This is a genomic window from Mycoplasma phocoenae, assembly GCF_012934855.1.
Classification (GTDB): Bacteria; Bacillota_I; Bacilli_A; order Mycoplasmatales; family Metamycoplasmataceae; genus Metamycoplasma; species Metamycoplasma phocoenae.
In genome coordinates, this window is sequence record NZ_CP051481.1 from 467,482 (window position 1) to 481,942 (window position 14,461).

General features: G+C 29.5%; 14 protein-coding genes and 10 tRNA genes. 21 read left to right on the forward strand and 3 right to left on the reverse strand.

All coding sequences use genetic code 4. From position 1 onward, the window contains the following. Positions 1-9: 9 nt before the first annotated feature. From HGG69_RS01950 to HGG69_RS02045, 20 genes are all read left to right on the forward strand, one after another. The gene (locus HGG69_RS01950) at positions 10-1,551 is read left to right on the forward strand and encodes an RNA polymerase sigma factor (protein WP_169605125.1); all 1,542 of its coding nucleotides are present in this window, start codon (positions 10-12) and stop codon (positions 1,549-1,551) included. Next, on the forward strand, positions 1,541-2,341 hold the full coding sequence (locus tag HGG69_RS01955; RefSeq protein ID WP_169605126.1) for a Nif3-like dinuclear metal center hexameric protein: 801 nt from the start codon (positions 1,541-1,543) through the stop codon (positions 2,339-2,341). Before HGG69_RS01950 ends, HGG69_RS01955 begins: the two co-directional genes overlap by 11 nt. Before the next feature lie 16 nt (positions 2,342-2,357). After that, positions 2,358-3,308, forward strand: coding sequence for a potassium channel family protein (locus HGG69_RS01960; protein WP_169605127.1), 951 nt, complete (start codon positions 2,358-2,360; stop codon positions 3,306-3,308). Then, on the forward strand, positions 3,301-4,131 hold the full coding sequence (locus tag HGG69_RS01965; protein WP_169605128.1) for a deoxyribonuclease IV: 831 nt from the start codon (positions 3,301-3,303) through the stop codon (positions 4,129-4,131). The genes HGG69_RS01960 and HGG69_RS01965 overlap by 8 nt, the downstream gene beginning before the upstream one ends. Positions 4,132-4,235: 104 nt before the next feature. Next, complete coding sequence (rpmG, locus tag HGG69_RS01970; RefSeq protein WP_169605129.1) at positions 4,236-4,388, forward strand: 50S ribosomal protein L33; 153 nt, start codon at positions 4,236-4,238, stop codon at positions 4,386-4,388. A gap of 10 nt (positions 4,389-4,398) precedes the next feature. Further along, positions 4,399-5,439, forward strand: coding sequence for an aminopeptidase P family protein (locus HGG69_RS01975; RefSeq protein ID WP_169605130.1), 1,041 nt, complete (start codon positions 4,399-4,401; stop codon positions 5,437-5,439). Positions 5,440-5,531: 92 nt separating this feature from the next. Further along, complete coding sequence (obgE, locus tag HGG69_RS01980; RefSeq protein ID WP_169605131.1) at positions 5,532-6,797, forward strand: GTPase ObgE; 1,266 nt, start codon at positions 5,532-5,534, stop codon at positions 6,795-6,797. Between the two features lie 122 nt (positions 6,798-6,919). Next, positions 6,920-6,996 (forward strand) — tRNA-Pro (locus HGG69_RS01985). 6 nt (positions 6,997-7,002) lie between these two features. Next, positions 7,003-7,079: transfer RNA gene (locus HGG69_RS01990), tRNA-Ala, on the forward strand. A 5-nt stretch (positions 7,080-7,084) separates the two neighbouring features. Further along, positions 7,085-7,161: transfer RNA gene (locus HGG69_RS01995), tRNA-Met, on the forward strand. 24 nt (positions 7,162-7,185) lie between these two features. After that, positions 7,186-7,262 (forward strand) — tRNA-Ile (locus HGG69_RS02000). A 1-nt stretch (position 7,263) separates the two neighbouring features. After that, positions 7,264-7,354, forward strand: a tRNA-Ser gene (locus tag HGG69_RS02005). 39 nt (positions 7,355-7,393) lie between these two features. Further along, a tRNA-Met gene (locus HGG69_RS02010) sits at positions 7,394-7,469 on the forward strand. 5 nt (positions 7,470-7,474) lie between these two features. Continuing rightward, a tRNA-Asp gene (locus tag HGG69_RS02015) sits at positions 7,475-7,551 on the forward strand. 4 nt (positions 7,552-7,555) lie between these two features. Next, positions 7,556-7,631: transfer RNA gene (locus tag HGG69_RS02020), tRNA-Phe, on the forward strand. 188 nt (positions 7,632-7,819) lie between these two features. Then, positions 7,820-8,176 (forward strand): MG284/MPN403 family protein, encoded by a 357-nt coding sequence (locus HGG69_RS02025; protein ID WP_169605132.1) that lies wholly within the window; start codon positions 7,820-7,822, stop codon positions 8,174-8,176. Beyond that, positions 8,166-9,314 carry an MHO_1580 family protein gene (locus HGG69_RS02030; RefSeq protein ID WP_169605133.1) on the forward strand — a complete coding sequence of 383 codons (1,149 nt, stop codon included), beginning with the start codon at positions 8,166-8,168 and terminating at the stop codon, positions 9,312-9,314. The genes HGG69_RS02025 and HGG69_RS02030 overlap by 11 nt, the downstream gene beginning before the upstream one ends. Next, positions 9,304-9,765, forward strand: coding sequence for an MHO_1590 family protein (locus tag HGG69_RS02035; RefSeq protein ID WP_169605134.1), 462 nt, complete (start codon positions 9,304-9,306; stop codon positions 9,763-9,765). Before HGG69_RS02030 ends, HGG69_RS02035 begins: the two co-directional genes overlap by 11 nt. 81 nt (positions 9,766-9,846) lie before the next feature. Continuing rightward, positions 9,847-10,071 carry a phosphopantetheine-binding protein gene (locus HGG69_RS02040; protein ID WP_169605135.1) on the forward strand — a complete coding sequence of 75 codons (225 nt, stop codon included), beginning with the start codon at positions 9,847-9,849 and terminating at the stop codon, positions 10,069-10,071. A gap of 49 nt (positions 10,072-10,120) precedes the next feature. Then, positions 10,121-10,195: transfer RNA gene (locus tag HGG69_RS02045), tRNA-Trp, on the forward strand. Between the two features lie 94 nt (positions 10,196-10,289). Here HGG69_RS02045 and HGG69_RS02050 read toward each other — a convergent pair. Then, positions 10,290-10,364 (reverse strand) — tRNA-Thr (locus HGG69_RS02050). A 96-nt stretch (positions 10,365-10,460) separates the two neighbouring features. Here HGG69_RS02050 and HGG69_RS02055 point away from each other — a divergent pair. After that, positions 10,461-11,168: a pseudouridine synthase gene (locus HGG69_RS02055; protein ID WP_169605136.1), complete on the forward strand. Its 708-nt coding sequence runs from the start codon at positions 10,461-10,463 to the stop codon at positions 11,166-11,168. A 27-nt stretch (positions 11,169-11,195) separates the two neighbouring features. Here the strand turns inward: HGG69_RS02055 and HGG69_RS02060 are convergent, their stop codons facing one another. Next, complete coding sequence (locus HGG69_RS02060; protein WP_169605137.1) at positions 11,196-11,843, reverse strand: deoxynucleoside kinase; 648 nt, start codon at positions 11,841-11,843, stop codon at positions 11,196-11,198. 80 nt (positions 11,844-11,923) lie between these two features. Next, positions 11,924-14,434, reverse strand: coding sequence for a DUF885 family protein (locus HGG69_RS02065; protein ID WP_169605138.1), 2,511 nt, complete (start codon positions 14,432-14,434; stop codon positions 11,924-11,926). Between the last annotated feature and the right edge of the window lie 27 nt (positions 14,435-14,461).

Genomic DNA, 14,461 nt, shown 5'->3' on the forward strand with positions numbered 1-14,461 from the left:
GGAGTGAATATGGAAAAAAGAACCAAAGAAGAACAAATGAGTATTCAAAATGCAGTTAAAGCTGTTAAATCTCATTTAAAATCTTTACAAAAAAACGATAAAGATATAAAAGCATTAACTCAAGATGATGTTTTTGAATTTTTTGATAAAAAGAAAATTTTCTTAGATGATTCAGACACTAATGAAGTGTTTGATTTATTAATGGAAGAAAACATTATCGAGGACTCATTTGATTATGGTGATGATGATGATATTGATGAATCTGAGTTATCAAAATTAACATCGAGCAATAAAACAAAAAACAAAAAACAAACTGATTTTGAAGATGACGATGAAGAAGAACCAGAAGAATTTAGCGATGAATTTGATGATGATGATGAAGATATAGAAGATGACGAAGATTTTGACGATGAAGATGACATTGACGAAATCAATGACTCTGAAACAAATGCTGACGTTGGAAATGTTGAAAAAACCAAAAAAGCAAAAGATGATGAAGAATATGATGAAGAAGTTGAAGAGTTAAAAGGTTATGCAGGAATCAAAGATAATGATTATGAAGAAGATATGGATGATGTTGACTTTTTACTTAAAGATTATGATGATGATGAGGTGTTTAATAAAACCGAAAGCGACGAAGAATTATTAAGTAACAACTTGAGTGAAACCAATGACATTGTCAAATGATACATGCGTTGAATCGGTAAATATGGAAAATTGCTTTTACCTGAAGAAGAAAAAGAATTAGCTGTAAAAATGGAAAAATATAAAGGTAAAAACGAAAGATTATATAAAAAAGCCAGAGATACATTAATTAATAGAAATTTACGTTTGGTAATCAATAATGCTAAAAGATACAAAAACCGTGGATTATCATTTATCGACTTAATAAGTGAAGGTAATGCTGGAATAATTAAAGCTGTAAATAAATATGATTACCATAAAGGGTTTAAATTTTCAACTTATGCAACATGATGAATCCGTCAAGCTATAACACGTGCAGTAGCTGACCAAGCGCGTACAATTCGTGTGCCAGTTCATATGGTTGAAACAATCAACAAAATTATCAAAATTGAAAGAGAATTGCAACAAGAAAATGGAGTTGCACCAAGTGATGAGGAAATTGCAACACGTTACGGCGGAGAAATGGATGCAGATAAAGTGCGGTACATACGTAAAATCAATATTGATCCTATTTCTTTGGATAAATCAATTGGTAAAGAGGAAAATTCTAACTTTTCAGACTTTGTTAAAGATGAAAGTGTTATTAGTCCAGTTGATTTCGCCGCAAGTGAAGAACTATCAGAAATTATCAATGATATGTTAGAAAATCACTTAGACGAAAGCGATAGAATTTTGATAAGAAAAAGATACGGAGTTGGTACTGATAAAAATGGTATTCCTTACCGTATCCACACATTAGACGAACTAGCGCGTGAAAAGGGAATATCTAAAGAAAGAGTAAGACAAATCGAAACAAAAATTTTACGTAAATTGAAACATCCACAAAAACGTAAAAAATTAAAAGACTTTTACACAAGTGAAAACTAAAAATACAACAATATATCAATTCGTTAATGATATAAAAAAATTTTTTCCAATTGAAAACGCTGAAAAATGAGATCCAATTGGGTTTTCAAAAAAACCGCATTGAAAAACAAAAATAAACCATGTCTTATTCTGTTTGGATATAACTGAAAAGGTAGTCGAATTCGCTATTAAAAATGATTGTAATTTGATAATATCTCACCATCCATTTATCTTTGACAAACTTGAAAAAGATTTAGAAAACTTCCCGTACAAAAACAACATTTGAAATAAATTAAATAACAACAAAATTTATTCTTTTTCATTACATACTTCTGTCGACAACACGAATAATTTCAGTGCTAAATCAATCAGTAAAAAATTAGGTTTTTTGAACAATATTGATGAATCATATAATAAAAAATTTAATACTTCTTCAGTATTGATTAAAAAGGAATTTACTTTATTAAAGTTATTAAAAATATTAAATGAAAATCAATTAGATATAATTCAAACAAATATTCAAAATTTCGATTCTTTAGATAAATATAAATCACTTATACTATTTTCGGGTTCAGGACCATGCAAAGAAATTGTTCAAGCTAAAAAATATGCAGACTTATTTGTAACTTGTGATGTTAAATGAAGCGACTGAATTGCTTATGATCAAGAAAACATTAACGTTATACAAATAAGTCATTTCAGTGAACACTTTGTTGTAAATGAATTAAAAGAAATTATCCAATCAAATTTATCAAAATATTCTGATGTTAAAATGTATGTTTTCAATAATGAAATAAAAGTTTTAAATTAAAAAAAAGGGGGCGAGAATGAAACAAAATTTTAAATTAAAAAAACCAGTATGAAACGCCAATTTGACTATGCGTAAATTAATGGTTATAATATGATCAAAACGTGTAATACCTACTGAAGTAAAATCTCATTCGCGTACAATAAAAATTTGAAGAGCTTTTTATGCAATATTGATTTCTTCAGTATGTTTAGTTTCAGCCTTTTCACTTATATCAGCCCCAGAGGCAATTAGACCAACTTGAAACAAAATATTGGCAGTTATGCAAATTATGACATTTTTTGTTTTTGTTGCTGATTATTGTTTACACCTTATAACATTTAGATATCGTGATACAGCGGTGAAGCGAAAGTCATTTTGATATAACTTAATGTTTATCATTTCTTTAAAAGGAATAATAATATTATTGAGTATATTATCTTCTATTTCAGTAGTGGGACTATTGAGTAATAATCAAGGTATCATTGAAGTTTCTAGGTATTTTAAATCTTTAAACATATTTAGATTCTTTAGACTATTCTTTATATTAACATTGTTTTCACCTTTTGCAATTATCATTGATGTTTTTCAAAAGCAAAGAAAAATATTATTTATGGTATTTTTAATGATTGCATTAATGATTGTGCTGTTTGCAATTTTAATATTGAATAATGAAAGAACATATTTAGCTGAAATTCAATCTGAGTGAATAAAAAATAATCCAACGATAATTGATTATTTAAACAATGCAGATTATAAAGCATTGTCTAATAATTACGTTATGACATTTGCTGATTCACTTTACTTTACAACGATAACATTAACAACCATTGGTTATGGAGATTTCAGCCCACATGCACCAACAACGAGGGCTATTGTTACTGTTATAGCTTTATTAGGAATCGCAGTTATTGCTATACCTTCAGGTATTGTGGCTAGTGCATTTTTAGCAGATATTCAAAAACACTTACAAAAGGGTAAAAATGCTTAAATTAGGAAGTCATATATCATTTAAATCTCCAGATTATTTATTAGCAGCATCAGAAGAAACAATTGATAATAATGCCAATGTAATGATGATTTATTTAGGTGCGCCACAAACTGCTAAAAGAGTTGATAAAATTCGTTTTAAATTAAAGGAATATATTGAAAAGTATTCACAAATAATAAAGCCCGAAGACATTATAATCCATGCTCCATATATAATAAATGCATCTAATCCAGAAAAAAATGTTTTTGCGATTAATTTCTTAGCACAAGAAATCGAAAGAATGAATTATATCGGAGCAAAATACATAGTCTTGCACCCTGGAGCTCACACTGTTTTTGATAGAGAAAAATCAATTAAAACTTTGATCGAATCAATGAAAACATTAATTTCCATTACTGAAAATGTTGTTATCTGTTTGGAAACAATGGCTGGTAAAGGTACTGAAATATTCACTAATTTAGCTGAAATGAAGTACATATTGGAATCAATTAATAGTGATAGAGTACAAATGTGTTTAGATACTTGCCATATTTGAGATGCGGGTTACAACATTAAACATTATGAAGAATTTAAAAATGAATTAAAACAATACAATTTGTTCAATAAGATAAAAGTGATTCATTTGAACGATTCACTAAATGATTTAAATTCTCATAAAGATCGTCACGCAAATATCAATAAAGGTTTCATCGGTTTAGAAACATTAGCTAAATTTGTACATGATCCTGAATTTGATAATGTGCCAATTATATTAGAAACACCTTGAACTGATCAAGGCCCTATATATAAAGAAGAAATTGCGATGTTATTAAACAAAAAATAATTTCGAATAAATAAAAAATAAGCTTTAATACAAAAAATAATTTTTTAATCTATAATAATAAAGATATTTACTACGTACAATTGTACAAAATTTAAGGAGGACATATGCCAAGAGATGGATTAACACTAAGATGTGAAGCATGTAAAATGGAAAATTACATTACTAAGAAAAACAAAAAATTACATCCAGAAAAAATGGAAGTTAAAAAACATTGTCATAAATGTAATGCTCACACAACTCACAAAGAAAAAAAATAAGGAGTAAATTATGATTAAAACAGAATTACTAAAAACATTTGAATCACAAAATATTGACGTAATTATTTCTGAAGCTCCAGAAACTAGACTATGAATGGCTGAAGTACAAACTTCAGACGGTTTCTTAGTTATTGAAAAAGAAAAATCATACTTATTTGTTGATGGGCGTTATATTGAATACGTAACAAACAATGCTAAAAATGTGGAAGTTCACTTATTATTAGGAACTTCATTGAAAGACTTTTTAGCTGAAAAAAAATACAAAAATGTCGGTATTGAAAGAGATTATTTAACTGTAGGTACATTAGAAAGATTTCAAAAAATGTTGCCTAAAGCCAAATTTGTTTCAATCTCAGGTCAATGAAACCGTGTTCACAAAGATCAACGTGAAGCATCAATTATTGAAGATGCATGTAAAATCTCATTAGAAGCATTTAATGAAGTTACAAAATATCTAAAAGTCGGAGTAACTGAAAAAGAAATCAGTCATAAACTAGGTTATTTAATGCGTTTATTTGGTGCTGAAAAAGAATCTTTTGATTCAATAGTTGCTTTTGGTTCTAACGCTGCTGAACCACACCATCATCCTACTGATGCAACACTTTCAGACGGAGATATAGTAAAAATTGATTTTGGTGCTGAATATTTAGGATGAGCAAGTGATATAACAAGAACATTCTTTTTTGGAACACCAAAAAATGAAAAATTAGTTGAAGTACTTGAAATTGTTAAAGAAGCACAAAAATTAGGACGTCAAGCGGTTAGACCTGGAATAAAAACTTCAGAAATAGATAAAATATGTCGTGATTACATTAAAGAAAAAGGGTATGGTGAATACTTTACTCATTCAACAGGACATGGAGTAGGTATTAATGTTCATGAATTACCTAACGTTTCTCAAACTGTTGACTTTACTTTGGAACCAGGAATGGTAATTACTGTTGAACCAGGAATTTATATCGAAGGATTAGGTGGGGCTAGAATTGAAGACACAATTTTAGTTACAAAAGATGGTTATAAAACCTTAAGCCGTCCAGAAGACTATAAATAATAAATAATTAATTTGACACATTTATTGTGTCTTTTTTATTGCTTTTGAAAATAAATAAGTTTTTTTCACTTTTATGGTAATATATTCATACTATGAAATTTATAGACGATGTAAAAATAAATGTAAAAGCTGGAGATGGTGGGAATGGTTTAATTTCCTTCCGTCGTGAAGCTCACGTCGATAGAGGTGGACCAGACGGTGGAGATGGTGGAGCCGGAGGAAGTATTTATTTTGTTGGTGATAGTGGTGTTAATACATTATTAAATTTCCATTACAAAAACAAAATCGAAGCTGAAAACGGTGAAAACGGAAAACGTAAAAACGCTTATGGTCGTGCCGGAGTTGACACATATGTTAAGGTGCCATTAGGTACAATTGTATATAACAAAGGAGATGTATTAGCAGATATCACTGAAACTAAAGCATATTTAATTGCAAAAGGTGGACGTGGTGGACGTGGAAATTTAAAATTTAAAACAAGTAGAAACACAGCTCCCCGTTTAAGTGAAAACGGTGAAAAAGGTGAACAATTTGAATTACGTTTAAGCTTAAAGGTATTAGCTGATGTTGGTTTAGTCGGTAAACCCAGCGCTGGTAAAAGCACACTATTAGCATCGTTATCGAATGCTAAACCAAAAATTGCCGAATACGAATTCACAACCCTTGTTCCGCAATTAGGACTTGTAAAATATCATGATGATTCATTTGTTATAACTGATTTACCTGGTTTGATTGAAGGCGCTAGCGAAGGCAAAGGCCTTGGAATTCAATTTTTAAAACACATCGAACGTTGTCGTGTATTATGTCATGTTATAGATTTTGGTGATGAAAATAAAAATCCAATCAAAGATTTTGAAGATATCAATAATGAATTAATACAATACAACTTAAATTTAGAATCAAGACCACAAGTTGTTATTGCAAACAAAAGCGATTTAACTAAATTTGAAGAAAATGTAAAAAGATTCAAATCAAAATATCCGAACATAAACATAATAGAACACTCATTATTAAATGAAAAAGAATCATTGAATATTATTAAAAATGTTTTATATAAAACAATTCAAGAAGCAAATGATTTAATTTTTGCAGAAGTAGCTGAAAAAGAAATTACGATTACATTGCCAGAAGATGATTTTGTAATCAAAAAAATAAGTGCAGATACTTACGAAATTTCAGGTAAAAAAATTACTGAATTTTACAATCGTATTCCATTAATTAGTCATGACAACCTTTTAAGATTTAATAACAAATTAAAAAATTTAGGTGTTTGAGACGAATTATGATCAATGGGCATTAATTCAGGTGATACTGTGCGTATCGAGGATTATGAATTCACTTGAAGTGATGAATATTAATCATTCAAAATATGATCAAAAAAAGCAAATTTATAAGTAAAAAATCTTCGTAAAAAAATTTTTAATTATTTTGTAACATTTCTAAAAAATATTATATAATTAATTAGCATTAACGAAGAAGTGGAGAAGTAGCTCAGCTTGGTAGAGCACTTGACTTGGGCTCAAGCGGTCGCAGGTTCGAATCCTGTCTTCTTCACCATTTAATGGGGGGGTAGCTCACCTGGCTAGAGCGCCTGCCTTGCACGCAGGAGGTAGTGGGTTCGAGTCCCATCCTCTCCACCATTTATGGCTCTGTAGCTCAGTTGGTTAGAGCGTCCGGTTCATACCCGGAAGGTCAAGAGTTCGACTCTCTTCGGAGCCACCAAACGGAATATCCAAGTATGGATTTGGACCTATAGCTCAGTTGGTTAGAGCAACCGGCTCATAACCGGTCGGTCGCAGGTTCGAGTCCTGCTGGGTCCACCATGGGCAATTACCCAAGAGGCTGAAGGGAGCAGTCTTGAAAACTGCCAGGGGCTGCAAGGCCCGCGGGGGTTCAAATCCCTCATTGCCCGCCATATATTTGCACGAAGATCCCTTTAGTGCGAATGCCTTATAGCGGAGTGGAGCAGTCGGTAGCTCGTTGGGCTCATAACCCAAAGGTCACAGGTTCGAGTCCTGTCTCCGCAACCATTAATGGTCCAGTGGTAAAGTGGTTTAATACGTCTCCCTGTCACGGAGAAGATCGCGGGTTCAATTCCCGTCTGGACCGCCATTGTGGCTCTGTAGCTCAGTTGGTAGAGCAACGGATTGAAGCTCCGTGTGTCGCTGGTTCGATTCCTGCCGGAGCCACCATATCAAGCTGATCGCACCCAAAAGGGTGTTTTTTTTTTATTTCAAAAATACTAAAAAATCATCTTTTTGTAATAGTTTTTCCTAAAATAGTATTATTTTTTTCCCGAAGTGATTATTTTTGCTTGAATTTGGTTTTTATAATATGGGTGTAGGTATACCTACGGTTACTTTATCAGAAAGATTTAATTATGCAAAATAACGCAAGAATATTAAAAGATGAATACTCACTTCCTCTTTCAAAAAAATTATATTTATATCGTAAACAATGTGCAATCGTTAAAAAACTATTCCACAATGAAATAACCAATAACAAAAATCAATTCGCAAAGGTGTATCCCAATTCAAAAGAATACAAAACATTTATAAATAAATTCGAATATTTTAATGAATCATTAGATCCAGATCAAAGATTAATATTTTTCAATGAAATATGAAACGTGAACGCGGACAAATATTGATATAAAAATTATTTTTCAAAAACCACATACTACAAACACTTACATACGATTTTAGATAATTTTTATGAATTTATAAATGCTATTTAATACTCAAATACAACAAAATATCGATATTCAACAATTATATAAACTGAAACCATTAATAAAAACTGAATCCAAAGTGAATGATATCACTTATTTACATAATGCAGCGATTGATTTTTCAATCGAACGCCATTTAAATAGTGAAAACATTGTTTTAAATTTAAAATACAATAATTTCAACTACGCCAACGTGGCAATTCAAATTATTTTAAATAATGAACCATTACCTATAACAAATTTTTCAACTCAAAACACTGAGTTAAGAATAATAACCGGTTTAAATAAAATCAAACCATTTAAGTACAGTGATTTAAGACATATCGTAATAAATATTTATGATAAAACTCATAAAAAACTAAACAAAGTATGGCATACTCACAGCGAAATTATACATCCAAAACAAAAACAAGATTTTCAAGTAACAAGCAATGGTTGAGAAGTGCGTATACCTTTGAAAATAAAATTCAAATTAGTTGCAAATAATTATGCATATTTATTTAATAATAATAAATGTATTAATATTGATTATGCAGCAATTTCTTTTATACCGATTCCTATAAGGCAATACAAATACAATCAAACATTATTTATCATCAAGGGCGCAATAAAAAATGAATATAACCAGTTTGTTAGAAAACTTGATAACCATCACTTACAAAAAACTAAATATAAAATCATTAATTTGCCACATCTTAATAAAGAACAAGATTTATTATTCGAATACAATGAAGACTATCTAAATTCAAATGACGACACCATTGGTAAATTAGTTTTTATTAATAATACTTACTATGATTATAAAGATCAACAAACTAAATTGGGGTTTGGGTTTAATTCTAGGCCTGGTTATTTAGTGCCTTACAATTTTAAAGGTATATTCTATCCGACATTAATAATTAATTTATTTAAAGACATTAATAATCTACTTATAACTATGCCGCATAACATAAAAAAACCAATTTTACATCCTGAATACGGCCGTATTAAACTAACAATTGATGAAGATATCGATATAAAAAATAAATTAATGCAAATGAATTACACAAACCAAGAAATTTTAAACATATTAGAGTATGAATATACACTCGAAGAACTCATTACTTTATCTAAAAACGAATATTTAATAACCAATGTTAACTAATAAAATAAAAAAAATAATAGTTTTATCATTACTGAGTACAGTGACAATTAGTAGTATTACAGCACTAGCATTTGTTTTAATACATAAAAAATCTCAACAAAAAGTAATTAAAAATAAAGATGATCAAACCAAAAATAAAGAAAAACACAACAAAACAAAATTATTGAAACAAAAAAATACAGAAGAACTAACAGCGGACAACATATTTCCAACCGTTGATATTACTGATTACTATTCAAAAATCAAAATACGCAATAATAAAGCAATTATTAATGACGATATGATTGCATTTATTATTCAAGATATAATCAAAAAAATGGCAGTAAATCAAGGTGATATCAATGTAGGATATTTTCAAGAAAATGAACAAAAACTAGAATTAAAATTTGTTTGAACAAGCAACAATAAAAGTATATTAAAAACATATTTATTCACTATAATAAACAATTAACTAAAATGCAAAAAAATACTGATTAAGCAGTATTTTTTCACATATTTATTCAATTTTAAAAAACAGTATATAATATTAATTATGCAAGAAATATTACAAGCTATTATTACTGAATTAAAAACTATGACGAAATCTAAAATCACAGTTGAATCAAAAATAAAAGATTTAGGTATTGATTCGTTGGATTTATTACAATCAGTAACAAACTTAGAAGAAAAACTAAATATTCAAATATCAGATGAAGAACTTTTAACTATTAAGTCGGTTAAAGATTTATTATCAATCATTGAAACAAAATTAAATTAAAAAAATGCTTTAATAGTTAAAAATTATGTATAATATTAAAGCATTAATTAGGGGTATAGTTCAATGGTAGAACAACAGGCTTCAACCCTGTGTGTTGTGAGTTCGAGTCTTGCTACCCCTGCCATTATTGATAGTTTTAGAAAATCGCGTTAGCGGTTTTTTTTATTTATTTTTTATATAAAAAAAGAAGCACTTTAGCTTCTTTGGTCATATTGATATGGTGCCGTCAACTGGAATTGAACCAGCGACCCCTTCCTTACCATGGAAGTGCTCTGCCCCTGAGCTATGACGGCAAATGCTTTATTATTATACTTTAAAATAATTAAATTTAGTGTATATTTATAAAGAAGAGAATATGTGTGAACAAATTTTCAAGTAAAGGACGAAATATGGATAATAATTCAGAAAAATTACAAAAATTTATATCAGCAGCAGGCTTAATGTCGCGCCGTAGAGCCGAAGAGGCTATTGAAAAAGGTTTATTTAAAATTAATGGAAAAGTAGCTAAATTAGGTGATCGTGTTACCGATCTGGATAGAGTAACATATCAAAACAAACCGCTTAGAAAAGCAAATAAAATGATTTATTTATTATTTAACAAACCAAAATATGTTGTTTCAACTTTGAATGATCCTCAAAATAGAAAAACAATTAAAGATTTTTTATTGTTAAAACAATACGTTTATCCAGTGGGTAGATTAGATTATGACACAACAGGGGCCTTATTAATAACTAATGATGGTGATTTAACTAATAAATTATTACATCCTTCGCACGAAATTGAAAGAGTGTACGTGGCTACTCTAGATCGTGCGTTAACTAACGAAGAATTAAAATTTTTAAATAGTGATAATGTTTTTATTGATGGTCAGAGATCATTGCAAGTTGTTGAATCTATTCAAGACAAAGAATATCGAATCAAACTTAAAGAAGGGCGTTACCATCACGTAAAAAATTTATTTTTAGAAGCTAATGCCAAAGTTATCCAGCTACATCGTTCGCATTTTGCGTTTTTAGGTGTCAAAGGCATTAAGGAAGGTAAAATGCGTGATTTAACCTACTCAGAAGTTAAACGCTTAAAAGAGATGATAAAATAACTCACCCAGTAAACACTGGATGAGTTTTTATTTTTGAAAATTTTCTATTATATTAATAACTTCTTTTAATACTTCTTGATCATATTTGGAGTCTGCGTTGATAATTTTGTATTTAATATTATATTTTTCCATTAAGTTTATGTAATAGGGTTTATAAATGGAATGTAATTCTTTGAAATATTCTTCATTTAATTTATAGTTGTCTATTTCAGATTTGCGATTTCTTTTAAAAATTCTTTGTTTAAATGTTTCGAAAGATATGTCAATGAAAATAGCTAACTGAGGATTTTCTTCTATTTCTACTAATGTATTAAACATTTGATTAAAAGCCGTCATATACTGTTTTGGTTTATTTTTTAAACTTATTTGAGCAAATATATAATGTTCTAAGTTAAATCTATCTAAAAATATATGATCTTTTTGTAAGTTTTTATTCATCGCTTTGAATTCATGTAAGGTTTTTTTGAATTTGCTTGACAAGCTTTCAATAATATAAGCTTGAAAACTAAGCTCAATGTTTTTCTTACCCTGATAAAATCAATCTAAAAACTTATTGAAAATTTCATCATCATCTTCAAACTCTTCAAGCAATATTGAATTTTTGTAATGTTTGTGCAAACCCTTTGATAGCGTGCTTTTACCACTACTAATCATTCCACTAATACCTATTATCATGTCAACTCCTTATTCATTCAATTATATATCAACTAATAAAAAAAACACGAAGTTTAATAACTCGTGTTTTTTATTGATAATTATTCTAATTCGTATTGTGCTGTGATTAATTCTTCAAGTGCTGCCATAGGCATACTGTTGAATGATAAGTATCAGTGGAATAATTTTTTAATTCCTTCTTTATCTTTAGTGAATTCTTCTCTTGTTTTTCCAGAAGCTTTTTGAACTTTTTCGTATAGATCTTTCATAACTTCTTTACCAGCGTTATATGATGTAGCTTGTGCTGGGTATCCTAAGTAACGTTTAGGGTATGAGAAGATGTCTGATGGTAATTGTAAGTGTTTTTTCATGAATGTTCTTTGTTCTTCAATTGAAATTCCAGTTCCAATGTAATCATCACCTTGTAATTCAGCTCCGTGAATTGCTGTATCTAATGCTAGACGGTTATCACGCATCATAGCTTCATTTAACATTCCGTAGTATTGTAATAAGTTACCAATTTGTGTAGCGTTTTTAGCTGCTTGAGTATCATCTAAATCTTTTTGTACTGATTTAGCTAATCTTCAGTATGTTCCACCAGCTACTTCTTTTAAGTATTTGATTTCTTCAGCTGTTGCTGTTTCACCTTTGATTTCTGGTAAGTATCCGTTTAATGCTTTACCGAAATCTACTGGCATTTTATCAAAGTCGTTTGCATCTGAGTAATCAGGTGTTCCGTATCATCCTGTTTCTACTGCGAATCATTCAACGAATAATGCTCAACCTTCGTTAAATGCTGTGGCATCGTAAATACCTTCGATGTATTCTCCACCTTCTTGTGCTCTATCGATTTTTGTGTATCATAATTGGTTGTGGTGTCCCATTTTTGATTCGTGGTTAGTAAATGATGTTGTAGATCATTTTGGTAATCCTAAATATGGTTTTCCGTTAAAGTAGAATTCACCTTTTTCTTTGCTATATGATCCTAAATCTGATTCTGATTCTGGGTATATAGCAATTTTACATTCTTCAACACCTTCAGCAAAGAATGATGATGAGTAATCTTTTGTTTTATCATATCATCTGTTGTATTCGTTTAATGCACGAATTGCAGCTGCGTAAACTTGTTTGTTTGTGATTGATTCATTGTATTGGTATTTTGCATTTACTTTTGCTTCACTTAATAATGCATCGAATCCATTTTTATTTAAGATTTCAACAGCTTGTTTGTTTGTTTCATCTTTAATGATTTCATCAGCTTTTTCAACTGTTAAGTCTTCTTCTAATCCGTAGAAGAATTCATCGCTCATAACAAATTTGTATCATGCATCAGCGTTAATTTTTCCACCTTCACGAATTGAAACAGTTTCTTTTTTAGTTGAAGCTTTATTAGCATCTGTAGCTTCTAATTTAACTTCATTAAATCTGATTTCTGGTTTTCAATCAGCATTTTCATCACCTGTTATTAATGTTGCGATTTTATTTGCAATTGCTAACATTTTGTTTAAGTTATTTCTTGAGTTTTTAACTCCTTTGTCGTATATAACTTGAGCATCTTTTTCTGATGTTAAGTTTACGAATAATTGAGAGTTGTAGATTTTTTTAGCAGCTTCTTTATTTGTCATTCCACCAATACCTACGTTTTTAGCTTTAAGATCTTTATCTGAGTATCCTAAACCGTAAATTTTTGTGAAAACTGGTTTTTCTTCATTTTCGTATGAAACTTCAACTGTGTTTTCTTTTTCAAAATCAGCTGATTTATCATCTGCAGCGTTGGCTTTTGATAATTTGATGTCTGTTGCTTCGGCATGAGCGCTTTGGTAGTATTCTCCACCATAGAATTTCAAGAATTTAACAACGTTTGAATCTTTTTTATCACCCATTAATTCTGCATCGCTTAAGAATGCTTCTAAAGTTAAATTATCTTTATCAGATTTAGCGAAATTAACTAATTGTTCTTTTAATATTCTTCTGATGATTTCAGCAATTCCACGTTTAACGTATAGTTTTGAATGTGTTATTCCTTTGCTTGCTCCAGCTTTTAAATTTTTAATTAATTGTTCTAATTGTGTATCTGTAATGCTTGCAACTGCATATTCGATTGTTCCTCAGTGAGGTTTTAACATATTATCATCACCAATTCCTCATGATGAATCTGCCCCTAAGTATCTAGTGTCTGCTTCAATTAGTGCAATATCTGTTTTGATTAATGTAATGATTTCAGAAAGTCATACACCTTCTATTTGTGAAACTCCTGCATTTTTATAATCTTCAAATTTTTTCAATTCTTCTTTTTCGAATTTTAAAACAGCTTCTTTAACTTCGTCAGTTAAAAAACCACCTGTTGCTTCAGGGAATAAAGTTTCACGTTTGTCTTTAAAACTATTAAACATACCTTTAATTTCTTTAGCATATTTAGATGTTTCTCCACGACTTTCGTTACGAATTTTTTGAATTTGTGATTGAATATTTTGTAATTTTTCATTTAATTCTTTATTAGCTTTTTCTAAATTTTCAGTGTTTGAACATGAAACAGCTATTGCTGGTGTAGCAACTGCTGCCAACATTGAACCTAATGTTAGAAAATTAAATAATTTTTTATTTTTTTTCATATATTTCTCTTTCTTTTTATTTTAATA